General features: G+C 60.7%; 21 protein-coding genes. 2 read left to right on the forward strand and 19 right to left on the reverse strand.

Annotated features, from left to right (window positions below; genetic code table 11):
- Window positions 1–81: 81 nt before the first annotated feature.
- From rlmF to DBP26_RS08435, 5 genes are all read right to left on the reverse strand, one after another.
- A complete protein-coding gene (rlmF, locus tag DBP26_RS08415) occupies window positions 82–1,110 on the reverse strand; it encodes a 23S rRNA (adenine(1618)-N(6))-methyltransferase RlmF (RefSeq protein ID WP_108236831.1) in 1,029 nt (342 codons plus the stop codon).
- Window positions 1,111–1,281: 171 nt separating this feature from the next.
- Complete coding sequence (locus DBP26_RS08420; protein ID WP_108236832.1) at window positions 1,282–4,128, reverse strand: valine--tRNA ligase; 2,847 nt, start codon at window positions 4,126–4,128, stop codon at window positions 1,282–1,284.
- Window positions 4,129–4,356: 228 nt separating this feature from the next.
- Entirely contained in the window at window positions 4,357–4,800 is a 444-nt protein-coding gene (locus DBP26_RS08425) for a DNA polymerase III subunit chi (protein ID WP_108236833.1), read from the reverse strand.
- 7 nt (window positions 4,801–4,807) lie between these two features.
- Window positions 4,808–5,236: a DNA polymerase III subunit chi gene (locus DBP26_RS08430; protein ID WP_108236834.1), complete on the reverse strand. Its 429-nt coding sequence runs from the start codon at window positions 5,234–5,236 to the stop codon at window positions 4,808–4,810.
- A 68-nt stretch (window positions 5,237–5,304) separates the two neighbouring features.
- Complete coding sequence (locus tag DBP26_RS08435; RefSeq protein WP_108236835.1) at window positions 5,305–6,795, reverse strand: leucyl aminopeptidase; 1,491 nt, start codon at window positions 6,793–6,795, stop codon at window positions 5,305–5,307.
- Between the two features lie 306 nt (window positions 6,796–7,101).
- On the opposite strand from DBP26_RS08435, the gene lptF reads away from it, so the two are divergent.
- Both lptF and lptG read left to right on the forward strand, forming a co-directional pair.
- Complete coding sequence (gene lptF, locus DBP26_RS08440; RefSeq protein WP_108236836.1) at window positions 7,102–8,220, forward strand: LPS export ABC transporter permease LptF; 1,119 nt, start codon at window positions 7,102–7,104, stop codon at window positions 8,218–8,220.
- On the forward strand, window positions 8,213–9,274 hold the full coding sequence (gene lptG / locus DBP26_RS08445) for an LPS export ABC transporter permease LptG (RefSeq protein WP_108236837.1): 1,062 nt from the start codon (window positions 8,213–8,215) through the stop codon (window positions 9,272–9,274). The genes lptF and lptG overlap by 8 nt, the downstream gene beginning before the upstream one ends.
- A 97-nt stretch (window positions 9,275–9,371) precedes the next feature.
- Here lptG and DBP26_RS08450 read toward each other — a convergent pair whose 3' ends face one another.
- From DBP26_RS08450 to gap, 14 genes are all read right to left on the reverse strand, one after another.
- Window positions 9,372–9,860: an RDD family protein gene (locus DBP26_RS08450; protein ID WP_108236838.1), complete on the reverse strand. Its 489-nt coding sequence runs from the start codon at window positions 9,858–9,860 to the stop codon at window positions 9,372–9,374.
- A gap of 96 nt (window positions 9,861–9,956) precedes the next feature.
- Window positions 9,957–10,169 (reverse strand): cold-shock protein, encoded by a 213-nt coding sequence (locus DBP26_RS08455; protein WP_108236839.1) that lies wholly within the window; start codon window positions 10,167–10,169, stop codon window positions 9,957–9,959.
- 393 nt (window positions 10,170–10,562) lie between these two features.
- Window positions 10,563–11,684 (reverse strand): glycine cleavage system aminomethyltransferase GcvT, encoded by a 1,122-nt coding sequence (gcvT, locus tag DBP26_RS08460; protein WP_108236840.1) that lies wholly within the window; start codon window positions 11,682–11,684, stop codon window positions 10,563–10,565.
- Window positions 11,685–11,744: 60 nt separating this feature from the next.
- Complete coding sequence (locus tag DBP26_RS08465; protein WP_108236841.1) at window positions 11,745–13,121, reverse strand: L-serine ammonia-lyase; 1,377 nt, start codon at window positions 13,119–13,121, stop codon at window positions 11,745–11,747.
- A gap of 141 nt (window positions 13,122–13,262) precedes the next feature.
- Complete coding sequence (gcvP, locus tag DBP26_RS08470) at window positions 13,263–16,121, reverse strand: aminomethyl-transferring glycine dehydrogenase (protein ID WP_108236842.1); 2,859 nt, start codon at window positions 16,119–16,121, stop codon at window positions 13,263–13,265.
- Between the two features lie 10 nt (window positions 16,122–16,131).
- The gene (gene gcvH / locus DBP26_RS08475) at window positions 16,132–16,515 is read right to left on the reverse strand and encodes a glycine cleavage system protein GcvH (RefSeq protein WP_108236843.1); all 384 of its coding nucleotides are present in this window, start codon (window positions 16,513–16,515) and stop codon (window positions 16,132–16,134) included.
- A 364-nt stretch (window positions 16,516–16,879) separates the two neighbouring features.
- On the reverse strand, window positions 16,880–18,388 hold the full coding sequence (locus tag DBP26_RS08480; protein WP_108236844.1) for a sigma-54-dependent transcriptional regulator: 1,509 nt from the start codon (window positions 18,386–18,388) through the stop codon (window positions 16,880–16,882).
- A 98-nt stretch (window positions 18,389–18,486) separates the two neighbouring features.
- Entirely contained in the window at window positions 18,487–18,837 is a 351-nt protein-coding gene (locus tag DBP26_RS08485; RefSeq protein WP_108236845.1) for a DUF5064 family protein, read from the reverse strand.
- A gap of 60 nt (window positions 18,838–18,897) precedes the next feature.
- On the reverse strand, window positions 18,898–19,323 hold the full coding sequence (locus DBP26_RS08490; RefSeq protein ID WP_108236846.1) for a YbaN family protein: 426 nt from the start codon (window positions 19,321–19,323) through the stop codon (window positions 18,898–18,900).
- A gap of 92 nt (window positions 19,324–19,415) precedes the next feature.
- Window positions 19,416–20,015: a biliverdin-producing heme oxygenase gene (locus DBP26_RS08495; RefSeq protein ID WP_108236847.1), complete on the reverse strand. Its 600-nt coding sequence runs from the start codon at window positions 20,013–20,015 to the stop codon at window positions 19,416–19,418.
- Window positions 20,016–20,198: 183 nt separating this feature from the next.
- Window positions 20,199–22,787 carry a TonB-dependent receptor gene (locus DBP26_RS08500; RefSeq protein WP_108236848.1) on the reverse strand — a complete coding sequence of 863 codons (2,589 nt, stop codon included), beginning with the start codon at window positions 22,785–22,787 and terminating at the stop codon, window positions 20,199–20,201.
- A 121-nt stretch (window positions 22,788–22,908) separates the two neighbouring features.
- A complete protein-coding gene (locus tag DBP26_RS08505; protein WP_108236849.1) occupies window positions 22,909–23,814 on the reverse strand; it encodes a FecR domain-containing protein in 906 nt (301 codons plus the stop codon).
- Window positions 23,815–23,968: 154 nt separating this feature from the next.
- The gene (locus DBP26_RS08510; protein WP_108236850.1) at window positions 23,969–24,487 is read right to left on the reverse strand and encodes a sigma-70 family RNA polymerase sigma factor; all 519 of its coding nucleotides are present in this window, start codon (window positions 24,485–24,487) and stop codon (window positions 23,969–23,971) included.
- Window positions 24,488–24,668: 181 nt separating this feature from the next.
- Window positions 24,669–25,670 carry a type I glyceraldehyde-3-phosphate dehydrogenase gene (gap, locus tag DBP26_RS08515; RefSeq protein ID WP_108236851.1) on the reverse strand — a complete coding sequence of 334 codons (1,002 nt, stop codon included), beginning with the start codon at window positions 25,668–25,670 and terminating at the stop codon, window positions 24,669–24,671.
- Window positions 25,671–25,777: the final 107 nt, after the last annotated feature.

The raw sequence follows: 25,777 nt of genomic DNA on the forward strand, positions 1-25,777 counted from the left end.
GCCCGCAACGGCGGTGTGTCGGACGACATTCAGGCGCTTGGCACGACACGGTCGCAGGCAAGCGCGCTCATACACCGACAATCAGCTGCGTTCGGTCACCCAACGCTCGGCACGCCATGTGGCCCGCTGGGCCCCGTCCTGAAACGTCCAGGCCACGAAGCGGCTTTGTTTCTGCCCCTGTGACATCTCCACCACATGGCGTTCCAGCGCGCCGGCCTTTTTCAGGGCCGCCTCGATCAGCGGCAGGTTGGAAGCTTTTGACACCAGCGTGCTGAACCACAACACCTGATTCGGCACTTGAGCGCTTTCGCTGATCAGTTGTGAAACAAACCGCGCCTCGCCCCCCTCGCACCACAGTTCGGCTGCTTGCCCGCCAAAGTTCAGCACCGGCAGTTTGCGCTTGGGGTCGGCCTTGCCCAGCGCGCGCCATTTGCGCTGGCTGCCGCGCAATGCTGCGTCAGCGGAAGCGTGAAAGGGCGGGTTGCACAGGCTCAGGTCGAAGCGCTCATCGGCCTGTAACAGACCGACCAGAATGTGCTTGCGGTCGGTTTGTTGGCGCAGGCTGATGGCTTTGCCCAAGGCGTTGGCCTTGACGATGGTAGTGGCCGAGGCGAGGGCGACCTTGTCGATGTCTGACCCCACGAAGTGCCAGCCGTATTCGCGATGACCGATCAGCGGGTAGATACAGTTGGCGCCGGTCCCGACGTCCAGCGCCTTGATCGCCGCACCGCGAGGGATGGCCCCTTCGTTGTGCTCGGCCAAGAGGTCGGCCAGAAAGTGGACGTAGTCCGCGCGGCCGGGGATCGGTGGACACAAGTAATCCGCCGGGATGTCCCAATGGGCGATGCCATAGTAGGCCTTGAGCAAAGCGCGATTGAACGCCCGAACCGCCGCTGGATTGGCAAAGTCAATGCTTTCCTTGCCGTAGGGATTGATGATCACGAACTGGCCCAGTTCAGGGCTGCTTTTGATCAACCGAGGGAAGTCGTAATGCCCCTGATGGCGATTGCGTGGATGCAGGCTGGCTTTTTCGCGCGGTTCGGCGGGTTTAGCCGCAGGGGCAGCTTTGGGCTTCTTGCGTGGTGGTTTGGGTGTGTCTGGAGTAGCCATGACGAATTCGATTCTCGTGAGAATACAAAACCCCGTAGGAGCGCGCTTGCCCGCGATTGCGTTGTGTCAGCTACACAATGGGGCTGACAAAATGCTATCGCGGGCAAGCGCGCTCCTACGGGGCTTGCGACCGGTCAGTCTGACCGGATGTCAGGCTGACCGCTTGTTTCATTACAAACTCGCAATCCGTGCGTGCTGCTCGGCCAGCTTGCCCAGGGCCTGCTCGGCCTCGGCCAGCTTGGCGCGCTCCTTGGCGATGACATCGGCAGGGGCCTTGTCGACGAAGGAAGCGTTGGACAGCTTGCCGCCCACGCGCTGCACTTCGCCTTGCAGGCGCTGGATTTCCTTGTCCAGACGTGCCAACTCAGCGCCTTTGTCGATCAGGCCGGCCATTGGTACCAGCACTTCCATTTCGCCCACCAGCGCGGTGGCGGAGAGCGGGGCCTCGGCGCCAGCAGCCAGCACAGTGAAGGACTCGAGCTTGGCCAGCTTCTTGAGCAGGTGCTCGTTTTCGCTCAGGCGGCGCTGATCTTCGACGCTGACGTTCTTGAGGAACAATTGCAATGGCTTGCCGGGGCCGATGTTCATTTCGCCACGGATGTTGCGCACACCCAGCATCAGGCCCTTGAGCCACTCGATGTCGCCTTCGGCGGCGGCGTCGATGCGCTCTTCGTTCGCCACTGGCCAAGGTTGCAGCATGATGGTCTTGCCCTGCACGCCGGCCAGCGGCGCCAGGCGCTGCCAGATTTCCTCGGTGATGAACGGCATGAACGGGTGCGCGAGACGCAGCGCCACTTCCAGGACCCGCACCAGCGTACGGCGGGTGCCACGCTGACGCTCGACGGGTGCGTTTTCATCCCACAGCACCGGCTTGGACAACTCCAGATACCAGTCGCAATACTGGTTCCAGATGAACTCGTACAGCGCCTGTGCCGCGAGGTCGAATCGGAATTGGTCCAGTTGACGGGTCACTTCGGCTTCGGTGCGTTGCAATTGAGAGATGATCCAGCGGTCCGGCAGCGAAAGCTCGAACGCTTCGCCGTTCTGACCGCAGTCTTCACCCTTGTCGAGCACGTAGCGCGCAGCGTTCCAGATCTTGTTGCAGAAATTGCGGTAGCCCTCGACGCGGCCCATGTCGAACTTGATGTCACGACCGGTGGACGCCAGCGAGCAGAAGGTGAAGCGCAGGGCATCGGTGCCATAGCTGGCGATGCCCTCGGCGAATTCGGCGCGGGTCTGCTTCTCGATCTTCTTGGCCAGTTGAGGCTGCATCATCCCGCTGGTGCGTTTTTGCACCAGGGCTTCAAGCTCGATGCCGTCGACGATGTCCAGCGGGTCCAGCACGTTGCCCTTGGACTTGGACATCTTCTGGCCCTGGCCGTCGCGCACTAGGCCATGTACGTAGACGGTCTTGAACGGGATCTGCGGGGTGCCGTCTTCGTTCTTCACCAGGTGCATGGTGAGCATGATCATCCGGGCGACCCAGAAGAAAATGATATCGAAGCCGGTCACCAGCACGTCGGTCGGGTGGAAGGTTTTCAGGAATTCGGTTTGCTCCGGCCAGCCCAGCGTGGAGAACGTCCACAGGCCCGAACTGAACCAGGTGTCGAGCACGTCGTTGTCCTGCTGCAGCGCGACGTCTGGCCCGAGGTTGTGCTTGGCGCGCACCTCGGCTTCGTCGCGGCCGACATACACCTTGCCTGCTTCGTCGTACCACGCCGGGATCCGATGGCCCCACCACAACTGGCGGCTGATGCACCAGTCCTGGATGTCGCGCATCCAGGAGAAATACATGTTTTCGTACTGTTTGGGCACGAAAGCGATGCGCCCGTCCTCGACTGCGGCGATGGCGGGCTCGGCCAGCGGCTTGGTGGACACGTACCACTGGTCGGTCAGCCATGGTTCGATGACCGTGCCGGAGCGGTCGCCTTTCGGCACTTTCAAGGCGTGGTCATCGACACTGACCAGCAGGCCGGCGGCGTCGAAGGCGGCAACGATCCGCTTGCGCGCCTCGAAGCGGTCCAGGCCTGCGTATTCGGCAGGCAGGGCAGCGTCGATGCTTTCGTTGAGCGTGCCATCGAGGTTGAACACCTGCGCCGCCGCAAGCACGGTGGCATTCTTGTCGAAGATGTTCAGCAGCGGCAGGTTGTGGCGCTTGCCGACTTCGTAGTCGTTGAAGTCGTGGGCGGGCGTGATCTTCACGCAGCCGGTGCCGAATTCAGGGTCGCAGTAGTCGTCGGCAATGATCGGGATGCGACGGCCTACCAGCGGCAGCTCGACGAACTTGCCGATCAACGCCTTGTAGCGCTCGTCGTTCGGGTTCACTGCGACGGCCGCGTCGCCGAGCATGGTTTCAGGACGGGTAGTGGCGACGATCAGGTAGTCCTGACCGTCGGCGGTTTTCACGCCGTCGGCCAGCGGGTAGCGCAGGTTCCAGAGGCTGCCCTTTTCGTCGTGGTTCTCCACTTCCAGGTCGGAAATGGCCGTGTGCAACTTGGTGTCCCAGTTGACCAGACGTTTGCCACGATAGATCAGGCCGTCTTCATGCAGGCGTACGAACGCTTCTTTGACGGCTTCGGACAGGCCGTCGTCCATGGTGAAACGCTCACGGCTCCAATCCACGGACGAGCCCAGACGACGGATCTGACGGCTGATGTTGCCGCCGGATTGATCCTTCCACTCCCAGACCTTCTCGAGAAATTTTTCACGACCCAGATCATGGCGGTTCTGGCCCTGAGCTTCGAGCTGACGCTCGACCAGCATCTGGGTGGCGATACCGGCATGGTCTGTGCCCGGTTGCCACAGGGTGTTGCGGCCCTGCATCCGGCGGAAACGGATCAGGGCGTCCATGATCGCGTTGTTGAAACCATGGCCCATATGCAGGCTGCCGGTGACGTTCGGCGGCGGAATCATGATGGTGTACGAGTCGCCCGCGCCTTGCGGAGCGAAATAGTTTTCGGACTCCCAGGTCTGGTACCAGGAAGTTTCGATGGCGTGCGGCTGGTAGGTCTTGTCCATGCGCGGCGGGAACCTGATCTGCTTTCAGTCGGAAAAGCCGGTCAGTATAGCTACAGGGGCAGCTTCAAGCCACAAACTATAAGCCGCAAGCTGATCGCCAGCGTACGGGGACTGTGGATTTTGTCCGCAAATCGTGGGAGCGCGCTTGCCCGCAAATACGTCGGCAAATCCAATATCTCGGCTCACTGACACGCCCTCATCGCGGGCAAGCGCGCTCCTGCTTGCAGCTTAAAGCTTGCCGCTTGAGGCTGCTGTTATCAGCCGCTCCATCCGCGCTTCGAGGCGACGCTTGATCTCGTTTTCGATATGCGGTGCGAAGTCGTGGATGACGTCCTGCATGATCAGTTGCGCAGCCGCCCGCAATTCGCTGTCAAGGTGCAACAGGTCGTCGGGATTTGGCGCAGCGGGCACAGGATCAGGGCGGGGAGGGGCAGGCGCTGCAAGGGCGGCGACAGGCTCCGGTTGCAACACTGGAACGTCGTGAGCGTCGGGTTCGTCTGCGGCAACAATCTGGCCGCTGACCACATCGAACAGCAAGGGAATCTGGCCTTCGCCGGGAACGGTGTCCGTCAGCAATGGCGGTTGCAGGGTGTCGTCGCCCAACAGCTGGCGGATCGACTCGAGATCATCCAGCAAGTGCGCCGAGTCTTTCAGGGATTTTGGATTATCCATTGTGTACTCAAAAACGCTGCAGTCGGTGGTTGTGCAGAGGATAGCCCTGTTCACGGTAGAAGCGGAAACTCTCTCGCGCCGCTTCGCGGATGGACGGTTCTTCTACGACGATTTCCGCGACGCGCGCGAATCGTTTGAAAAAGGGAGGGATGCGCAGGTCGAGATTGACCAGCAGATCCTGATGGGCAGCCGGGTCGTCGCCGATGCCAAGTGCCACAGGGGCGTCGGGATCGTCTTCGAGTGGGCCGTGGGGCACGAAGGTTTCGCCCTTGAAGCGCCAGAGACGGGCGTCCAGTTCTGCCCGTTGTTCGGCATCGCTGCAATGCAGGTAGATGCGGTGGCCCAGCCGCCAGGCCTTGTCGGTGAGTTTGCAGGCGAAGTCCAGGCGCGCGACAGGATCGGCGGTGGGCAGAATGTAAAAGTCGACTTGGGTCATGAACGGTCCATGGCGTGAAGCGTGCCGCAGGCTTCAGGATCAGCGCTGCGGCACGTTTCAGCGGCGTGTTACACGCCGGCGCGGTCGAGCAGGTATTGAGTCAGCAGCGGAACGGGACGGCCCGTGGCACCCTTGTCCTTGCCGCCGCTCAGCCATGCGGTACCGGCGATGTCCAGGTGTGCCCATTCGAACGATTTGGCGAAGCGGGACAGGAAGCAGGCAGCCGTGATGGTGCCGGCTTTCGGGCCACCGATGTTCGCGATGTCGGCGAACGGGCTGTCCAGTTGCTCCTGGTATTCGTCGAACAGCGGCAGTTGCCAGGCGCGGTCGTCGGCGCGTTTGCCCGCGTCCAGTACTTGCTCGATCAGCGTGTCGCTGTTGCCAAGCAGGCCCGAGGTATGGCCTCCCAGTGCGACGACGCAAGCGCCAGTCAGGGTCGCGATATCGATCACCGCCTGCGGTTTGAAGCGTTCGGCGTACGTCAGAGCGTCGCACAGCACCAGACGGCCTTCGGCGTCGGTATTGAGAATTTCGACGGTCTGGCCGCTCATGGTCTTGACGATATCGCCCGGACGCGTCGCGGTGCCGCTCGGCATGTTTTCGGCAGCGGCGATGATGCACACCAGGTTGATCGGCAGCTGCAGTTGCAGGGCGGCAGTCAGGGTGCCGAACACACTGGCCGCGCCGCACATGTCGAATTTCATTTCGTCCATGCCCAAGCCCGGCTTCAGGCTGATGCCGCCTGTGTCGAAGGTGATGCCTTTGCCGACGAGCACGAAGGGCTTCTCGCTCTTCTTGCCGTTGTTGTACTGCATCACGATCAGTCGAGGTGGCTGAGCGCTGCCCTGACCGACGGCGAGGAACGAGCCCATGCCCAGATCGGCGATTTTCTTCTCGTCCAGGACTTCCACCTTCAGGCCCTTGTTGGCCTTGCCCAAGGCTTTGGCCTGTTCGCCCAGGTACGTCGGGTGGCAGATGTTCGGCGGCAGGTTGCCCAGGGTGCGGGTTACCGCCATGCCTGCGGCGATGGCCTGGGCGTGTTTGGCGGCGCGCTCTACATCCGCGACGCTGGATTTGGCAGTCAGCAGCGTGACTTTCTTGAGGGCGCGAGGGTCGACTTTCTGGCTCTTGAACTGATCGAACACGTATTCGCCATCGGCCAGCGTTTCTACCAGCAGGCGGCTCTTGCCGTAGGTGTCGCGGTTTTTGACTTTGAGGTGATCCAGCGCAAAGGCCGCATCGGTCCCGCCCAGGGTTTTCAAGGTGCTCAGCACTGCGCCGACGATCTTGCGGAAGGGACGGTCGCCCAGTTCAGGCTCTTTCCCGGTACCAACCAACAACACGCGTTCAGCCTTGAGGTTCGGCAGGTTGTGCAGGAGCAGGGTCTGGCCGACTTTTCCCGCCAGGTCGCCGCGCTTGAGCACCGCGCTGATCGCGCCGCCGCTCAGCAGATCGATACTTTGTGCTACATCGCTCAGGGTACGGCCTTCACCGACGGCAACCACCAATGTGGCGGTTTTCAAGGTTTCTGCACTGACGCTCTTAACAACCAATTCCATGTCGGGGTCCCCGAATAAACTGTGGTTCATCGCAATTTGAATGCGCGGCGCGGCGGATTGCGATGAGCTGCAACCCTGTGCTCGCGACAAGGCCCGCAGTTTGACCCCGGCTCATGACCCCTGACAACCCCGTACAGGGCGCTCAGGCGCCTATAGGGTAAATAAGTATCCGGTGCACGCAGTGACAGACACGATCAATCACAGGATAATGCCGCATATTTTTTCGAGGGCCCGCGGTCGCGCGCGCCCTGAGTGACCCATTTCCTTGTCAGGCTGCCTGAGCGTGACGCCCCTGGAGTGTCTGGTTTGATTGTCTTCCGTTACCTGTCCCGAGAAGTGCTGGTTACCTTGAGCGCTGTGAGTGCCGTGCTGCTGGTCATCATCATGAGTGGCCGTTTCATCAAATACCTCGCCCAGGCGGCTTCAGGTGCGCTCGATCCGGGTGTGCTGTTTCTGATCATGGGCTTCCGTCTGCCGGGCTTTCTGCAACTGATCTTGCCGCTGGGGCTGTTCCTCGGCATTTTGCTTGCCTACGGGCGCCTGTACCTGGAAAGCGAAATGACCGTTTTGTCGGCGACCGGCATGAGCCAGCAGCGTCTCTTGGCGATGACCCTGGCACCTGCCGCGCTGGTGTCGCTGCTCGTTGCCTGGCTGAGCTTCAGCCTCGCGCCGCAAGGGGCCACCCAGTTTCAACTGCTGATCAACAAACAGGATGCGATGACCGAGTTCGACACCCTCGTACCGGGCCGCTTCCAGTTGCTGCGGGACGGCAGCCGCGTGACCTACACCGAAACCATGACCGACGACCGGATCAACCTCGGCGGCGTGTTCATCTCCGAGAAGAAGATGGACGAGAAGAAGGATCACGGCATCACGGTGCTGGTGGCCGAGAAGGGCAAGCAGGAAATCAAGCCGGACGGCAGCCGTTATCTGATTCTGAACAATGGCTATCGCTACGATGGCAACCCGGGGCAGGCCAACTACCGTTCCATCAAGTACGACACCTATGGTGCGCTGTTGCCCAAGCCTGACATCAGCGATGAAATCACCGACCGCGACGCCATCCCGACCTCCGAATTGTTCACCGGCGAAGACTCGCTGCGGAACAGGGCCGAGTTGCAATGGCGCATTTCGTTGCCGATCCTGGTGTTCATCGTGGCATTGATGGCCGTTCCGTTGGCGCGGGTCAACCCGCGTCAGGGCCGTTTCCTCAAGTTGCTGCCCGCCATTCTGCTGTACATGGCGTACCTGACCATCCTTATTGCCTCTCGCGGTGCGCTGGAGAAAGGCAAAATTCCCGCCGTGCTGGGCCTGTGGTGGGTGCACGGCATCTTCCTGGCCATTGGTCTGGGGCTGCTTTACTGGGAGCCGTTGCGTTTGAATCGGGCGAGTCGCCGTGCACAATCGGAGGTGGCCCGTGGTTAAGCTGGATCGCTACATCGGTAAAAGCGTCTTCATGGCGATCATCGCCGTGCTAGGCATCATTCTCGGTCTGGCATCGCTGTTCGCCTTCATCGACGAGATGGCCGACATCAGCGACACCTACACCTTCTGGGATGCGGGCAGCTACGTGGTCATGACCGCGCCGCGGCGGCTGTATGACATGCTGCCGATGGCTGCACTGATCGGCTGCCTGATTGGCCTGGGAACGCTGGCCAGCAGCAGCGAATTGACCATCATGAGGGCGGCGGGCGTTTCCATTGGGCGCATCGTCTGGGCGGTCATGAAGCCCATGCTGGTGCTGATGGTGGCCGGTCTGCTCATTGGCGAATACGTCGCCCCCGTGACCGAAGCGTCCGCTCAGGCCGCTCGTTCGCTGGCACAGGGCACGGGCGACGCGCAAAGTGCTCGCCATGGTCTTTGGCACCGTCAAGGTGAAGAGTTCATCCACATCAACACGGTGCAGCCCAATGGCCTGCTGTATGGTGTGACGCGGTACCGTTTCGACGACCAGCGTCACATGCTCAGCGCCAGTTTCGCCAAGCAGGCGAACTACAAAACCGATTACTGGCTGCTCAAGGATGTCTCCACCACACTGTTCCAAGAGGGCCGTACCGAAGTCGTCACTGCCCCGGAAGAGCGCTGGGACATTTCCCTCAGCCCGCAATTGCTCAGCACGGTCGTGCTGCCGCCCGAGTCGTTGTCGATGACGGGGCTCTATGGCTACGCGCATTACCTGGCTGACCAAGGGCTGGCAAACGGTCGCTATTGGCTTGCGTTCTACACCAAGATTCTGCAACCGCTGGTGACGGTCGCCCTGGTGTTGATGGCGATCTCCTTCATCTTCGGTCCGCTGCGCTCTGTGACCCTTGGGCAGCGCGTGTTCACCGGTGTTCTGGTGGGGTTCACCTTCCGGATCGCTCAGGACCTGTTGGGCCCGTCGAGTCTGGTGTTCGGCTTCTCACCGCTGTTCGCGGTGCTGGTGCCCGCAGGAATTTGCGCGCTGGCCGGCCTCTGGCTGCTGCGTCGAGCGGGCTGATCGCCTGATGCCATGAAAAGCCGACCTCAGGGTCGGCTTTTTTGTGGGCGCGAGATGGAATTGAAAGCAGATGCAGAGCGAGGCGCTCATCGCTCACTTATTTACCGCGCTTCGGAATTCGCACCAACTGCGTGTTCGAATACAGGTCATGCCAGGTGCGTTTGCGCTGGTCGAAGAGGCTCCAAAAGAAACCCAGGCCCACACACAGCCAGGAAGCGATCGCCACCAGAAAACGCAGCAATGCCTGCCACAGGCTGATGGCCGTCCCATCGGCATTCTGCACGCGGATGCCCCAAACCTGCATGCCCAGCGTCTGCCCGGCGTGGGTCCAGAATTTGGCGAAGAATGCGAACAGCGCGAACACCAGAAGGGTCGAGAGCAGCGGATCGCCATCGAGGGCTCCTGCGTCGGACAGTTGGCGAAGCCTGGCTTCGCCCATGACGCCCATCCACAGCAGTTTGTAAATGAAGGTGGTCACCATGAGGAGGGCAACGCACAGCAAGGCATCGTAGAAAATGGCCGCCAAACGTCGACCAAGCCCGGCCGGTGGGAAATCGCCCTGAGGGCTCAAGAGGTGTCGGGACATGACGCTGCCTGATCGTGAAGGTACCGACAGTGTAGAAAACGACAGGCATAAAAAAGCCCCTGATGTTGCCATCAGGGGCTTTTCAGGCTTCAGCAATCAAGCTTCAGCGATAACTTCGTCAGCCTGCATGCCTTTCTGGCCTTGCACGGCGACGAAGGTCACTTTCTGGCCTTCTTTCAGGCTCTTGAAGCCGCTGCCTTGAATAGCGCGGAAGTGGACGAACAGATCCGGACCGCTCTCTGGAGTGATAAAACCAAAACCTTTCTCGTCGTTAAACCACTTAACGGTACCGCTCTGACGTTGAGACATTTTCTTATTCCTTGAAGCATAAATTAATGACAGCCCCTTTCACACGAAAGAGTACTGGGCTGGTTGCAGGAAGAAGAAACGTAGAGCGGGATGTAGCATTGCTTTCAGCGCTACTGCCCAGGTCACGATCCCAGCGACCCATGCAAACACAGTTAAGCGACTCTACGCTAACTCTCGCAGAAAAAACAAGCCCCGGATAAGCCCGGTTTCAGGGGCTTTCGGCCACTTTTTGAAAACTTTAACCAAGGGACGCGAATCGATAGTTTTTGCAGTTGATGCTTATATGGAAGTGCAGTTTTTTTGACACTTTCGTTGCTGTTTTCAAGGCGCCAGACTGCAGCAGTCGAGCAATGACTTGCACTGTTGCGGTGCTGCAGTCTGTTGGCGTCCAGGTCAGCCGCGGAAATAACGCGGTGCGACGAAGGGCATTTTGCTGACTTTCATCGGCACTTTTTTACCGCGCACAATTGCCCAGAGCGGCGTCTCCAGTGCCGTCAATGCGGCGTCCACGTAGCCCATTGCAACAGGAGCGCCCAGTGTCGGGCCGAAACCCCCACTGCACACTCGGCCGACGACCTGATCATCTGCATCGACGATGTCGGCGCCCTCCCGAACAGGCGTGCGCTCTTGTGGCAAGAGCCCTACGCGCTTGCGTGCTGCACCGCTTTGGTGCTGAGCAAAAATCTCCTCGGCGCCTGGGAAACCGCCTGCGCGGGCGCCATCGGCACGGCGCACCTTGGAGATGGCCCACAGCAGGCTGGCCTGAATGGGGGTGGTCTCGGTGTTCATGTCGTGGCCGTAGAGGCAGAGCCCGGCTTCGAGTCGCAGGGAGTCGCGCGCGCCCAGGCCGATGGGGGCGACTTCCGGCTCGGCCAGCAGACGCCGGGCCAGGGACTGAACCTGGTCGCCGGGAAGCGAGATTTCGTAACCGTCCTCACCGGTGTAGCCCGAGCGGCTGACATAGCAGTCGATGCCGTCGATCTGCATTGCGGTGTATTGCATGAAGGTCATTTTCGCCACGTCCGGCGCCAGGCGGGAGAGTACCGTCACGGCCTGTGGACCTTGCAGCGCCAACAGCGCGCGCTCCTCGAAGAGTGGCGTGATTTCACACCGGCTGCCGATGTGCTGGCGCAAGTGAGCCAGGTCGTCGTTCTTGCAAGCGGCGTTGACCACGAGCATCAATCGATCGTCGCCCAGGTTGGCGACCATCAGGTCATCCAGAATCCCGCCTGCATCGTCAGTGAACAGGGCGTAACGCTGCATGCCCACGGGCAAGTCGATGATGTCCACCGGCACCAGGGTTTCCAGGGCGGCGGCAGCGTCGGCGCCGCTGAGCAGGATCTGACCCATGTGCGACACATCGAACAGGCCTGCCTGATCGCGCGTGTGCAGGTGTTCCTTCATCACGCCCGCCGGGTACTGGACAGGCATGTCGTAGCCTGCGAACTCGACCATCTTGGCGCCCAATTCTCGGTGCAGGGCGTTCAGCGGGGTTTTCAACAGTTCAGTGGACATCGATGACTCCTTGGAGGGGGCTTCGGCGCTCGGCGCTGAAACCCGAAAAAACGGCTGAAATCAGCACTCGATAATGTTCACGGCCAGCCCGCCACGGGCTGTTTCCTTGTACTTGCTTTTCATGTCGGCACCGGTCTGGCGCATCGTGCGAATGACTTTGTCCAGCGACACGAAGTGCTGGCCGTCACCGCGCAAAGCCATGCGCACAGCGTTGATGGCCTTGACCGAGCCCATGGCGTTGCGCTCGATGCAAGGAACCTGGACCAGGCCGCCAATCGGGTCGCACGTCAGGCCAAGGTTATGTTCCATCCCGATTTCGGCGGCGTTTTCCACCTGCTGCACGCTGCCGCCCAGGACTTCGCACAACGCCCCCGCGGCCATTGAACAGGCCACGCCGACTTCGCCTTGGCAGCCGACTTCGGCACCCGAAATGGAGGCGTTTTCCTTGTAGAGAATGCCAATGGCAGCGGCCGTCAACAGGAAACGGACCACGCCTTCTTCGTTGGCACCGTTGATGAAGCGCATGTAGTAATGCAGAACGGCCGGCACAATGCCTGCCGCGCCATTGGTGGGCGCTGTGACCACGCGCCCACCGTTGGCGTTTTCTTCATTGACTGCCAGCGCGTACAGATTGACCCAGTCCAGCACGGACAACGCGTCGCGCAGCGAAGCCTCCGGGTTCTTGCACAGCTGCCGGTACAACCCGGCAGCGCGGCGCTTCACCTTCAAACCGCCGGCGAGAATGCCTTCGTTGCGGCAGCCGGCTTCGACGCAATCCTGCATTACCTGCCAGATATTCAGCAGCCCAGCACGGGTTTCGGCCTCAGGTCGCCAGGCAGCTTCGTTGGCCAGCATGATTTGGCTGATGCACAACCCGGTGTTGGCGCAATGGGCCATCAGCTCCTTGGCGGTTTTGAACGGGTAGGGGAGAACGGTGTTGTCTTCGACGATTCGGTCGGCACCCGCCGCCTCCTCATCGACCACAAATCCACCGCCCACCGAGTAGTACTCGCGGCTGCGGATCTGCAATCCCGCATCGTCGAATGCGCGAAAGATCATGCCGTTGGGGTGATACGCCAACGGTTTGCGGATCATTGCCAGGTGCTGTTTTTCAATGAATGCAATGCTGTGCTCACCCAGCAGGTTGATCCGCTGGCTGTTGCGGATGCGCTGCAAGCGTTCATTCACCTGTTCGGTATCGACCGTGTCCGGGTGCTCACCCTCCAGGCCCAACAGCACGGCTTTGTCGCTTCCGTGCCCCTTGCCGGTGGCGCCCAAGGATCCGTACAGCTCGACTTTCACACAGGCCGTCGAGGGTAGAAGACCGTCGCGGCGCAAGCCTTCGACGAACCGCGCCGCGGCGCGCATGGGGCCCACGGTGTGGGAGCTGGAGGGGCCGATGCCGATCTTGAACAGGTCAAACACGCTCAGGGACATTGTCGCCTCCGAAGGGAAAGCAGCTATAAGCTTCAAGCTTCAAGCGGCAGGTAACGAGCTGATGGGTTTCGGACTCCAGGCCGCCAGCCACAAGAAAACGCGACCTGCTTTCTCTTGTGGCTTGCAGCTTGGGGCTGTTTGTCAGGCGTAGTTTTCGATGGAGGGGCAAGCGCAAACCAGGTTACGGTCGCCGAAAACGTTGTCGACGCGCCCGACCGGTGGCCAGTACTTGCCCTCGACCAACGAGGCCACTGGGTAGACCGCTTGCTCGCGGCTGTACGGATGACTCCACTCACCGACCAATTCCGCAGCGGTGTGCGGTGCGTTTTTCAGTGGGTTGTCGTCTTTGTTCAACTCACCGCTCTCGACCGCACGAATTTCTTCGCGGATCTTGATCATCGCGTCGCAGAAACGGTCCAGTTCTTCCTTCGACTCGCTTTCGGTCGGCTCGATCATCAGGGTTCCTGCCACCGGGAACGACATGGTCGGAGCGTGGAAGCCAAAGTCGATCAGGCGCTTGGCCACATCGTCTACGCTGATGCCGCTGCTGTCCTTGAGCGGGCGCAGGTCGAGGATGCATTCGTGCGCGACCAGGCCACTGCTGCCGGTGTACAGCACGGGATAGTGCTCTTCCAGGCGGCGGGAGATGTAGTTGGCGTTCAGGATCGCCAGCTGCGAAGCCCGTTTCAGCCCTTCGCCGCCCATCATGCGAATGTACATCCAAGTGATCGGCAGGATGCTCGCGCTGCCGAACGGTGCTGCGCAGACCGCGCCTTCCTTGCGCTCCATCTTGCCGTGGCCCGGCAGGAATGGCGCCAAGTGCGACTTCACGCCGATAGGGCCGACACCTGGGCCGCCGCCGCCATGGGGAATGCAGAATGTCTTGTGCAGGTTCAGGTGGGACACGTCACCGCCGAACTTGCCCGGTGCGCAGAGGCCCACCATGGCGTTCATGTTGGCGCCGTCGATGTACACCTGGCCGCCGTTGTCGTGGATGATGCCGCAGATTTCGCGAATGCCTTCCTCGAAAACGCCGTGAGTCGACGGGTAGGTGATCATCAGCGCCGCGAGGTGGTCACGGTGCTCGATGGCCTTGGCGCGCAAGTCCTCGATGTCGACGTTGCCACGGGCATCGCAAGCGGTGACGACCACGCGCATGCCTGCCATCTGGGCGGTGGCCGGGTTGGTGCCGTGGGCCGAGGATGGGATCAGGCAGATATCACGGCGCTCATCGCCACGGCTCTGGTGATAGGCGCGGATGGCCAGCAGACCAGCGTACTCGCCCTGGGAACCGGCGTTCGGTTGCAGCGAGATCGCGTCATACCCGGTGGCTGCACACAACATGGCTTCCAGCTCGTCGGTCAGTTGCTGGTAGCCAGCACTTTGCTCGGCAGGCGCGAATGGGTGCAAGTTGCCGAACTCGGCCCAGGTCACCGGAATCATTTCGCTGGCGGCGTTGAGCTTCATGGTGCAGGAACCCAGCGGAATCATGGTGCGGTCCAGCGCCAGGTCCTTGTCGGCCAGGCGACGCAGGTAACGCATCAGCTCGGTTTCTGAGTGGTAGCGGTTGAATACCGGATGGCTGAGGATCGGCGATTGACGCTTCAATCCGGCGGGCAGGTGTGATTCCACGCTGCTTGCCAGGGCACCGAAATCAGGGAGCGCCTGGCCGTCGGCCGCGAACAGTTTCCACAGCGCTTCAACATCGGCAGGCTGGGTGGTTTCGTCCAGCGAGAGACCCAGACGCTCGGCATCCACTTCGCGCAGGTTGATCTGTTGGGCACGGGCCTTGGCGTGCCATTCCGCGGTTTTCGCCCCGGTGTTCAGGGTGATGCTGTCGAAGAAGAAGGCCTGTTCGGCGTTCAAGCCCAGCTGGCTCAAGCCCTTGGCGAAGATCGCGGTCAGGTGATGCACGCGATTGGCGATACGGGTCAATCCGACGGGGCCATGGTAAACGGCGTACATGCTGGCGATGTTGGCGAGCAGGACTTGCGCGGTGCAGATGTTGCTGGTGGCCTTTTCGCGACGGATGTGTTGCTCGCGGGTCTGCATGGCCAGGCGCAAGGCCGTTTTGCCGAAGCGGTCGATGGACACGCCCACCAGGCGGCCGGGCATGTCACGCTTGTAGGAATCTTTGGTGGAGAAGTACGCCGCGTGCGGGCCACCGAAGCCCAGTGGTACACCGAAGCGTTGCGCGCTGCCGATCGCCACGTCCGCGCCGAACTCACCCGGCGGTGTCAGGAGGGTCAAGGCCAACAGATCGGCGGCAACGGCCACCAGTGCGTTGGCGGCATGGAAACGCTCTACCAGTTCGCGGTAGTCGAACAGGTCTCCATTGCTGGCCGGATATTGCAGCACGGCGCCGAAGAACTCGCTGACATCGTTCAGTTGGTTTTCATCCGCTACAACCACCTCGATCCCCAGCGGCTCGGCACGGGTGCGTAGCACGTCGAGGGTCTGAGGGTGACAGTGAGCCGAAGCGAAGAATTTGTTGCTGCCTTTGTTTTTGCTCAAGCGCTTGCAGAACGTCATGGCTTCGGCGGCAGCGGTCGCTTCGTCCAGTAGCGAGGCGTTGGCGATGGGCAGGCCGGTCAGGTCGCTGATCAGGGTCTGGAAATTGAGCAGCGACTCCAGGCGACCCTGGGAAATTTCAGGTTGATACGGGGTGTATGCGGTGTACCAGGCCGGGTTTTCCAGCAGGTTACGCAGGATCGGCGCCGGTGTGTGGGTGTTGTAGTAGCCCTGTCCGATGTACGTTTTGAACAGCTGGTTTTTCGCGGCGATGGCTTTGATGTCCGCCAGTGCGTCTGCTTCGCTTTGTCCGGCAGAAAGGCCCAGGACGCTGGTGCCTTTGATCGACTCTGGGATGACGGTGGCGCTCAGCGCCTCCAGCGAGTCGAAACCCAGAGTCGCCAGCATGGCGTGTTCGTCACTGGCACGAGGGCCGATGTGGCGGGGGATGAATTCGTTGGCGGTGCTCAATTCGATGCGATCGGTCATTACGCGTTCCTCAGGCTTCGGCGTTGGCTTTGATCAGGCGGTCATAGGCGTCCTGATCCAGCAAATGGCCGACAGCGGTAGCGTCGGAAGGAATAAAACGGAAGAACCAGCCTTGGCCCATCGGGTCTTCGTTGACCAGTTCCGGATTGGCATCCAGTGCCGGGTTGATCTCGACGACCTCGCCATTCAATGGCATGTAAACACCGCTGGCCGCTTTGACCGATTCAACGGTAGCCGCCTCGGCGCCTTTGTCGTAGGACTGTAGCTCAGGCAGTTGAACGAAAACCACGTCGCCCAGTGCGTCTTGTGCGAAAGCCGTGATGCCGACCGTAACGCTGCCATCCGCTTCGGCACGCAGCCACTCATGATCTTCGGTAAAACGCAATTCGCTCATGGAAACTCCCCGGGGGTAAAGACTGCTCGTCGTTGGCGCGAGCATGATGGGGCAGGTCTATAGCAAGTTTGCGGCCAAACTTGTACGAGGCTTGTAAATCAAGGCCTCCAGGGAGTTCGGCGAAGTATCGAGAGGAGTATTTGTAGCGAAATCGCTACAGTTTGGCACGGTTTGAAAAGTGCTTCGGGATCAACGCCTTGTCGCTTGGGGGTATACGCAGGTCGTAACGATATCGTTCCGGTGTTTCGAATTCGTTCCGGATGGCTTTTGTGGGAGCACGCTTGCCCGTCCTGGCGCGTGTCAGGCAATGCCTGTATCAGCAGTACCCCCTCTATAGCGGGCAGGCGCGCTCCTACAGGGCAGTCTACGGTCTGCCAGGGATTCCATACTTGCGCAGCCGATGGGCGATGGCGGTGTGGGAGGTTTGCAAGCGAGCCGCCAATTGCCGGGTCGAGGGATATTCGCCATAGAGTTTTTCCAGCAGCGACTTTTCAAAACCCTCTACCGCTGCTTCGAGACTGTGAATCTCGCCGTCGCCTTGCCGGGCCACGGACGTCCCGGCAATGTCCAGATCGCCAATGTCGACCAGCGCGCTTTCGCAGATGGCGGCAGCGCGGAAGATCACGTTCTGCAACTGTCGGACATTCCCTGGCCAGCGATTGCCCAGCAAAGCCGGGTATGTCGCAGGCGCGAGTCGGCACACCGGACGCTGAATCTGCGTGCAGGCCTGTTCCATGAAGAAGCGCGCGAGCAGCAGGATGTCCTGACCCCGTTCACGCAACGGCGGGACTTCCAGATTGAGCACATTCAGGCGGTAGAACAGGTCTTCACGAAAGGTCCCTTCGGCGACCATTTTTTCGAGGTCGCGGTGGGTCGCGCTGACAATCCGGACGTTGACCTTCACTTCTTTATCGCCGCCCACCCGACGGAAGCTCCCATCATTCAGGAACCGCAGCAACTTGGCCTGCAGATACGGCGACATTTCTCCGATTTCATCGAGAAAGACCGTTCCCTGATTCGCCATCTCCATCAGGCCGGGTTTGCCGCCTCGTTGAGCGCCGGTGAACGCCCCGGGGGCATAACCGAACAGTTCGCTCTCGGCCAGGCTTTCCGGGAGCGCCGCGCAATTCAGCGCCAGAAAAGGCGCGCCGTTGCGCGCGCTGACGGCGTGACAGGCGCGCGCCACCAGCTCTTTACCGGTCCCGGTTTCGCCGCGGATCAGCAGCGGGGCGTCCAGGGCGGCGACGCGCTGCGCACGGGCCTTGAGTGTGCGGATCGGAGCGGAATCGCCCAGCAGCGAATCGAAGCCCTCGGCATGGTCGTGATGCAGCGCCGAGAGGCGTTCGCCGATGCGGCTGGGCAAATACAACGTAAGCAGAGCCCCGGCGTCGGTGATAGGCGTGGCGTCCAGCAGCAAAGCCTCGCCGTTCAGGGTGACCTCACGCATGGGCAGCCGGAAGCCGTTTTCCAGCAATGCCGTCTGCAGTGCGGAATCGGTGAACAGATCGCCTACCGATTCTCCGGAAGGGTCGCGACCGGACAGAGCGACCAGTGCGGGGTTGGCCAGCAGTACGTGGCCGGCGCTGTCGAGTGCCAGCACCGGGTCGGTCATGGCGGCAAGCAGCGCGTCGAGTTGCAGGTGCCGTCGCTGCCCGGGGAGGATGTCCACGACTTTGATCGCTTCCACGCCCCGCACACGAAACAGCCTGTCCTTGAGCGCTTCCAGCAATTCATGGCTCAGCGTCGGTGCATCGATGTAGACGTTGGGTGGCACCATCTCCACGGCATCGAGGTTCAGATTCCGCGCGCCGAGGATCGCCAGCACTTCTTGAGTGATGCCGACGCGGTCGATGAACGTGACGTGGATGCGCATGGGTGTGAAAGCGGCCGGGCGGAAGTGAGCGCAGATTATGCCAGCAAAGCCTGCGGCATTTCATGCCGTACCGGGTGGCGAGCAATAGGAAAGCGTCGCTAGCCTAAATGCTCTGGCTTGACTGGGTCTCCCGATTTCATGTCGAGTTGGTCGCGAATGTCTTTGAACATGGCGTCGTACTGGCCATGCATGTCGTGCAGGTCCGTGTGCTTCGGCAAGCCGTGTTGCTCGGCCAGACGCGAAACATCGTGGGCGAAGTTGTAGGCCAGGTCTTTGGGCAGGTCGAATGTTTCGTTGACGCTTTTGCCATCGATCTCGCCTTCTAAGATGAAATGCATGCCGGGACCGGCGTCGGTCTGGCTCAATTCATAGCGAATGTGCAGGTCGTAACCGACGTCTTCCGGCTGCAGGGCCGCGTGGGCTATGTGCAGATGGCCTGGCTCGAACATGTGACGACTCCCTCAAGAAGCGATGATCGTAAGGAGCAGACCCTGTTGCTGGCTTTGGGTTCAGCGCTGGCCGGAAGACTCGGAACAGTCGGTCGTGCGTACGGCAGGCTCGGGGCGGGACCATATCCACAGATTGACCAGCACCATGCCGGTAATAGCGAAATACATCCACCAGTGGTGCTTCAGCATCAGCAGCATGACCACTGCGCAGATCAGCATGGTGACCGTCGCGCTGATCTTCGCGCCGCGAGCGATGAGTTTGCCGTTACGCCAATTGCTGAGCATCGGGCCGAAAAGCCGGTGGTTTTCCAGCCACGCGCTCAGGCGGGGGGAGCTTTTGGTTGCCGCCCAGGCGGCCAGCAGGATGAACTCGGTGGTGGGCAGCCCTGGAATGAAGATGGCGATGATGCCAATGGCAAGGCTGACGTACGCCAGGATGCCGAACAGGATGCGGGACAGTTTGCTGCCGGGCGGTGTGTGGGTCATGGGTCTCGGGACAACCGGGTGAAGAGCTTTTGCACGGGGCGCGCCCGTTGAAGGTGCCCAGCTTAACAAAGCCAGGCAGCCCGTGGGCACCCTCACGCGGGTTCGGACTCGGGTGCCGACGCGTAGGCGTGGTCCAGCAACGCGTTGAAACGCTCGAATGCCGCGATCGCGCCTTGGTCGAGCTGGCGCTCTTGTTCTTCACTGAAAGGCAATTCGTCGAGGATGCGGATGAAGCGCTTCCACCCATCGGCACGGCCACCCACGGGTTCACCCAGATGGCGGGCGCCGAAGGTTTCGCTCAGATTCAGCACGACGGCACGCTTGATCAGGAACGCTGCGCCGAGTTTCGAGCCCTCTGACACGAAGAGCCAGCCCAGCGCTTCGGCTTGTGATGGCGCGTCAACGGCACCCGCCAAGGGCGACGGAAGGGGGGCGTCGAGGTCATGGAGATCGGCTTTGGCCTGCTCGGCCCGGCAGCGCTCCGGAAGATCGGCGATCAGAACGGCCAGTTGTGGGTCGTTGTACAGCGCTTTCAGTTCTTGCTGGAACAGGTACTGAGCACTCAGAAAACGTTTGTAGCTGGCCAGCGTTTCGAAAGGCGCGTGGGCTTTGACGGCCTGGTCCAGCTTCTCGTGAGGGGCATGGGTTATTTGGTTGAGCCGTTGTGAGCGGCGAATCGGGGCATCGGACATGATGTCTTCCTTGGAAAGTGAGGCCTTGTAAACAAGACGGTTGAGTCTCGAACCGCAGTAGAAAAGATGATGATCGACGCGATCCGTAGGAGCGCGCTTGCCCGCGATCCGGGTGCCTCGGTTGTCGGGCAAACGGTGTCATCGTTTATCGCGGGCAAGCGCGCTCCTACAGGGACGTCACGTTTAGATGTCCCACACCAGATTGATAGCGAAATTGCGACCGGGTTGGGTCAGGCGGTCAAGGTTTGCTGGCGCAGTCACGCCTGCTTCGCCAACGCCGTCGTAGCCGCGCACGTCATCCCACAGCCAGTATTTCTTATCGGCCAGGTTGTAGAGACCGCCGCTGACCGTCACGTCGTCGGCAACCTTGTAATAGCCGGTCAGATCCACCAGGCCGAACCCCGGCGTCTTGAATGGCGAACTCGAGCCGTCGGGCGCGTGAAAACTGGAGTCGTCGACACGGGTTTTGCGCTTGACCAGGGTCCAGCTCAGCAGGCCACCGTAGCGTTTCTGGTCATAACCCAGCCCCCATACGCCGGTCAGCGGGTTGACGCTGTTGAGCGGTTGACCCGTGTCGTCATTGCGTCCGTAGGCGTAGGCGAGCGAGCCTTGGGTGTACAGGCCCTGCGGCGCGCCGAAGGTGTCCAGATTCAAACGACCCTTGAGTTCCAACCCCTTGATGGTGGCGTGCTTGATGTTATTGGACTGGAACACCGCGGCCGAGGAGGTCGCTGGCTGAATGGCGTCTTCATTGATGAAATCGCGGTATTTGTTGTAGAACACCGCCAGGTCGAACGACCCTTCGTCGAAGCGCCCGCGCAGGCCCGTTTCATAGCCTTTGCTTTTTTCCGGTTCGAGGTCCGGGTTCGGCTCGACGACATAGCCAGAATTGAGGTTCTGGAACCGGCCGTACAGCGCTTTGGCACTTGGCGTTCGGAAACCTTCGGCATATTGGCCGTACCAGGTATAGGCGTCGTTGATGGCGTAGGTCACGCCCAGTTTTGGCGACAGACGATGCCATTTCTTCTCTTTGTCGTTGAACTGATCGGCGCTGGTCAGGTTGACCGCGCGCAGGAACGCATCCGTGACGTGCGGATCGAGCCGTGTGTAGTCGTAGCGTGCACCTGGCATGAAGGTCCAGTCGCCCCAGGTGATCTGATCCTGAGCGAACAGGGCATAGGTGTTGATGGTTGGGTCCGGGAAGTCGCTGTTGGTCGCCAGGCTGTCGGAGGCAGTGGGGCTGGCCGTGCCAAGGGTGCGACAACTGCCCAGAACGGCGGCACAGGTTGCGGTCCCGCTGCGTTCACCTGTGACTTTCTGTTGCTTGAGGGTGGTGCCATAGGTCAACAGGTGCTCGGTATCACCGAGGTTGAAGGCCTTGTCCAATTGAGCGTCAAAGATCCACTGGCGTTCTTTATAGGTGGTGTCGCGAGTTCGCCAAACGTCCCGGCTGCCCGGCACGTAACGCTCGATGGTGTTCTGATCGGTCTTGGCAATCTGGTAGTTCAAGCTCCACTTGACGTTGTCTACCAGCAGGCTGTCCAGCGCGAAGGTGTTTTCCAGACCGAAACGCTCACGGGTGACGACGTCGTTGCCTTCGCGGCCTCGATAGAAGCCGAAACCGCGCCCGCCGGTGAAGGGCCCACCCACTGCACTCTTCTGATTGGTGTGGGTGTCGTCCTTGTACTTCTCGTAAGTGAATGCCAGACGATCACCTTCGCCATAGTTCCAGCCCAGTTTGGCCAGCACATTGGTGGCGCGAGCGTCTTCCGGGTTGGCCGCCGTACGATTCAGGCCAGTGCCACCGTGCTCACCGAAGGATTCGGTCTCGCGCCCGTTGCGTTGGCTGACATGCAGCAACGCGTCGAAATCACCTTCGCGACCGGCCACCGTGGCCGAGTTCAGCCAGCTATTGTCCGCCGAGCTGTACCCGGTCTTTAAGCGGGCGCCGACATCTTTGCCTTCTTTGATGATGTCGTCCGGGTCGAGCGTGTAATAGCTCACTGCACCGCCGATGGCGCTGCTGCCGTACAGCGCCGAGGCCGGGCCGCGCAGGACTTCCACGCGCTTGACGATTTCCGGATCGACGTAGTTGCGGTGCGTGTTGGCATAGGGCCCGGAAAAGTAGTTATCCGGCACTTCGACACCGTCGACTTGAGTCAGGATGCGGTCCCCATCGATGCCGCGAATGTTGTAGCCACTGGTGCCAGCGCGCTGACCGGCGCCGCCCACTGTCACGCCCGGCTCATAGCGCACCAGATCGCGAATGTTGTTGACGTTTTGGCGATCCAGTTCGGCGCGGTCGTGCACGGTGACGGTGCTGGGAACCGAAGCTACCGACTGCGCCTGACGGGTGGCACTGACGGTCACCGGGTCCAGTGCCAAGGTACCCGCGGTGTTGCGTTTCTCCAGCACGACAGTGTTGTCGCCCAAATGGCGATAGCTCAGGTTGCTGCCTGCCAGCAGACGATCGAGGGCCTTTTCTGCGGACATCGAGCCGGTGACTCCTGGCGACGTGACGTTCTGCGCCAAGTCTGCCGACATCCCCATCTGCCACCCTGTCACTGTGCTGAACGCGTTCAGCGCTGACACCAGCGGTTGTTGCTCGATCGAGAACGCGTAGTTGCCCGCCACGCGCGCCGGCTGCTCGGCGGCTGAAAGGGGCGCGCTGTGCAGGCCGGCGCACAGCACCGCGATGGTCAGCAGCGTCAGGGCGAAATGACCGGTGGGGCTGGAGGAGTCGGATAGGGGAGGGGTAAACGTGGGCGGCATCGATTGCACTCCGTGTCATGCGTGTCGTTACAGTGTTGGCAAGTGTATTGGTAATGGGAATCACTTGCATTGGCTATAACGAGACGAACGACTCGCGGCTATCGCGTAAAAATAATTGCCCTCAATTCAGAATCAGCAGCGCAGGCAGTTCGTGCAGGCGCGCGGAGGTGATTTGCGCCAATGAGCGGACCACGTCGATGGGATTGTCCAGCCGATAGTTGCCTGTCACCGCGACCCGATCCAGCTGGGTGTTGGCGTTGACGATCCAGCCGGGGTAGTAACGGCGTAGCTCTGTCAGGACTTCGCTCAGCGGGCAGTTATCGAAGATCAGGCGTCCCTGGACCCAGGCCAAGTCCCTGTTCCGATCTAGCTTCTCTCGGTCTCCGAAACCATCGGGGCCGACGCGCAGACTGTCGCCTGCATTCAGATTCATCTGGGAGTTGCCTTTGGCTGAATGGACATTTACGGCGCCACGTTCGACCTGAATCTGCGCGACACCGTCCAGATAACGCACGGCAAACGAGGTGCTGCTGGCGCTCATGCGCACCGGGCCAGCCTCGACTTCCAGTGGCAAACCCTTGGCGCCAGGCACTTCAAAGAAAGCTTCGCCCTCGTAAAGCCGGGCGATCCGTTGCCGATCATCCAACTCGCTGGAGAATGCCGATCGGGTATTGAGTAGCACCTTCGAACCGTCTCCCAGCTCCAGGCGCTGGCGCTCTCCCGCTACTGTCAGGTGGTCGGCCTTCAACCGTAGGGGCAGCTCGCTGAAGTTGAACAAGCCCAGTAGCACAATGGCGGCAGTGGCCAATGGCATCCAGTGCGGACGCAGGCGACGCAGGGCCGACGTTTTTTTGGGCGCGGCAACGCTCAGCGCTGCATCGAAAACCGGTCGGGAGTTCCAGATGGCCTCGGCCTTGGCGAACGCTTCGCCATGGGCAGGGTCGGCGGCGAGCCATTCCTGAAAACGCACGCGCTGTTGTGCGTCAGCACTTTCCAGTTCGATCAGCCAGTTCAGGGCTTGATCCATGGCGCTGTCGTTCGGCGTCGGGGATGCCTGACCAGGGCCGGATGAGTGAGAGTCCGTCAAGGGGCGTCCTCGGCTACACGGTATGGGGCGGGAGTTTAGCGCTATGGTGGCGAGCTTCCGCAAGATGTCTTGTGGAGTAAGGATCAGGCAGCTCTCATCGACGTTCAAGCCGGGCTGCAACCCCGACGCAAATTGCCATGATCAGCTTGAGTTCCTTTTGTACGGTGCTGGCGGAAACCCCTAGCTGTTCGGCAATTTCAGGATAGCTGCAGCCGTTCAATCGGCTCAGGGTGAAGATTTTCTGCTGGCGCGGCGTGAGCTTTTCCAGGCTCGCAGTAAGGCTTTGCAGCAATCGGCTGGCGTGCTCGGTGTCTTCCAGCGCGGCGTTGGGCGCGACGATGCTGTGAAGGTCGGCCAGGGGTAAATCCTCGACGACCGTGCGGGCGTGCAGGCGTCTGGCGCGCAGGTGATCCAGCGCCAGATTGCGGGCGGTCTGGAACACGAAGGGCTCGAGGTGCTCGATGGCGCGTTCGCGGAGCGCCCGGGCCACCCGAAGGTAGGTTTCCTGCAGCAAATCCTCGGCAGTGCTGGAGTTGCGGACCATGCGTTGGAGCGTGCGCAGTAGAATCGTCCGCCTTGCCAGGAAAACGTCGTTGAAGTGTGAATGACTCACAGATGTGCTCAACCAAAAAATCAGCTAATGATAATGATTGTCATTAACCGATTGGGTCAAGGGCTGAGTTTGCAAAGAATGTGTAAACGATAGATACGGGGTTTCAAGGCCGTGGGAATGCGCTGGCCCACGATGTCATCGCGGGCCAGCGCACCTGCAAATTGAAATGCCCCGGGAAGACTTATTCCGCCTTCATCAACGCCAGGCAATTATCCAGCATGCGGTTGGAGAAGCCCCACTCGTTGTCATACCAGGCCAGGACTTTCAGCAGACGACCGCTGACTTTGGTGTGGTTGGCGTCGAAGATCGATGACAGCGGGTTGTGGTTGAAGTCGTGGGAGACCAATGGCAGCGAGTTATAACCGAGAATTTTCGAGTGCTTCGCGGCGTCTTTCATGATCGCGTTGACCTCCTCCACCGTGGTATCGCGCTTGAGATGGATGGTCAGGTCCACCAGCGACACGTTGATGACCGGTACACGAACGGCCATGCCAGTCAGCTTGCCTGCCAACTCCGGCAGCACAAGGCCCACGGCCTCGGCGGCGCCGGTCTTGCTTGGGATCATCGATTGCGTGGCCGAGCGCGCGCGATAGGGGTCGGTGTGATAGACGTCAATCAGGTTCTGGTCATTGGTGTAGGCGTGAATCGTGGTCATCAAGCCGCTTTCGATCCCCAATTCGCGGTTCAGGACCTGCGCGACCGGGGCCAGGCAGTTGGTGGTGCACGAAGCGTTGGAGATCACTTGGTGGGATTGGCGCAGCACGTCATGGTTGACGCCGAAGACCACGGTGGCATCCGCGCCTTTGGCGGGCGCCGAGATGATGACTTTCTTCGCGCCGGCCGTAATGTGCGCGGCGGCCTTGGCACGGTCGGTGAACAGCCCGGTGCATTCGAACACCACGTCGATGTTCTCGGATTTCCATGGCAATTCGGCGGGGTTGCGAATCGCGCTGACCGCAATACGGTCACCGTTGACCGTGATGCTTTCCTTGTCGTGTTCGACAGTGGCGTCGAAGGGGCCATGCACGGTGTCGTACTTGAGCAGGTGGGCGTTGATCTCGCTGTCGCCCAGATCGTTGATGGCGACGACCTGCAAGTCCTGACGGTAGCCCTGGGTATAGAGTGCACGAAGGACATTGCGGCCGATCCGGCCAAAACCATTGATTGCGATGCGGAGCGTCATATGCCCATCCTCGGTGAATTTGTTGTTGGAATTACAAGATTATTCTCATAAAAATAGAAAACAAGCCTTTTTAGTGGCAGTATTTTGTTTTATCTACAAATAGAAAC

Origin of the sequence: Pseudomonas sp. RIT409 (assembly GCF_003052515.2) — a bacterium.
GTDB lineage: Bacteria > Pseudomonadota > Gammaproteobacteria > Pseudomonadales > Pseudomonadaceae > Aquipseudomonas.

Coding starts and splice junctions, on each gene's coding strand:
- rlmF (WP_108236831.1), bottom strand. CDS start 1,110: ATGGCTACTCCAGACACACCCAAACCACCACGCAAGAAGCCCAAAGCT.
- DBP26_RS08420 (WP_108236832.1), bottom strand. CDS start 4,128: ATGGACAAGACCTACCAGCCGCACGCCATCGAAACTTCCTGGTACCAG.
- DBP26_RS08425 (WP_108236833.1), bottom strand. CDS start 4,800: ATGGATAATCCAAAATCCCTGAAAGACTCGGCGCACTTGCTGGATGAT.
- DBP26_RS08430 (WP_108236834.1), bottom strand. CDS start 5,236: ATGACCCAAGTCGACTTTTACATTCTGCCCACCGCCGATCCTGTCGCG.
- DBP26_RS08435 (WP_108236835.1), bottom strand. CDS start 6,795: ATGGAATTGGTTGTTAAGAGCGTCAGTGCAGAAACCTTGAAAACCGCC.
- DBP26_RS08450 (WP_108236838.1), bottom strand. CDS start 9,860: ATGTCCCGACACCTCTTGAGCCCTCAGGGCGATTTCCCACCGGCCGGG.
- DBP26_RS08455 (WP_108236839.1), bottom strand. CDS start 10,169: ATGTCTCAACGTCAGAGCGGTACCGTTAAGTGGTTTAACGACGAGAAA.
- gcvT (WP_108236840.1), bottom strand. CDS start 11,684: ATGTCCACTGAACTGTTGAAAACCCCGCTGAACGCCCTGCACCGAGAA.
- DBP26_RS08465 (WP_108236841.1), bottom strand. CDS start 13,121: ATGTCCCTGAGCGTGTTTGACCTGTTCAAGATCGGCATCGGCCCCTCC.
- gcvP (WP_108236842.1), bottom strand. CDS start 16,121: ATGACCGATCGCATCGAATTGAGCACCGCCAACGAATTCATCCCCCGC.
- gcvH (WP_108236843.1), bottom strand. CDS start 16,515: ATGAGCGAATTGCGTTTTACCGAAGATCATGAGTGGCTGCGTGCCGAA.
- DBP26_RS08480 (WP_108236844.1), bottom strand. CDS start 18,388: ATGCGCATCCACGTCACGTTCATCGACCGCGTCGGCATCACTCAAGAA.
- DBP26_RS08485 (WP_108236845.1), bottom strand. CDS start 18,837: ATGTTCGAGCCAGGCCATCTGCACATAGCCCACGCGGCCCTGCAGCCG.
- DBP26_RS08490 (WP_108236846.1), bottom strand. CDS start 19,323: ATGACCCACACACCGCCCGGCAGCAAACTGTCCCGCATCCTGTTCGGC.
- DBP26_RS08495 (WP_108236847.1), bottom strand. CDS start 20,015: ATGTCCGATGCCCCGATTCGCCGCTCACAACGGCTCAACCAAATAACC.
- DBP26_RS08500 (WP_108236848.1), bottom strand. CDS start 22,787: ATGCCGCCCACGTTTACCCCTCCCCTATCCGACTCCTCCAGCCCCACC.
- DBP26_RS08505 (WP_108236849.1), bottom strand. CDS start 23,814: ATGGATCAAGCCCTGAACTGGCTGATCGAACTGGAAAGTGCTGACGCA.
- gap (WP_108236851.1), bottom strand. CDS start 25,670: ATGACGCTCCGCATCGCAATCAATGGTTTTGGCCGGATCGGCCGCAAT.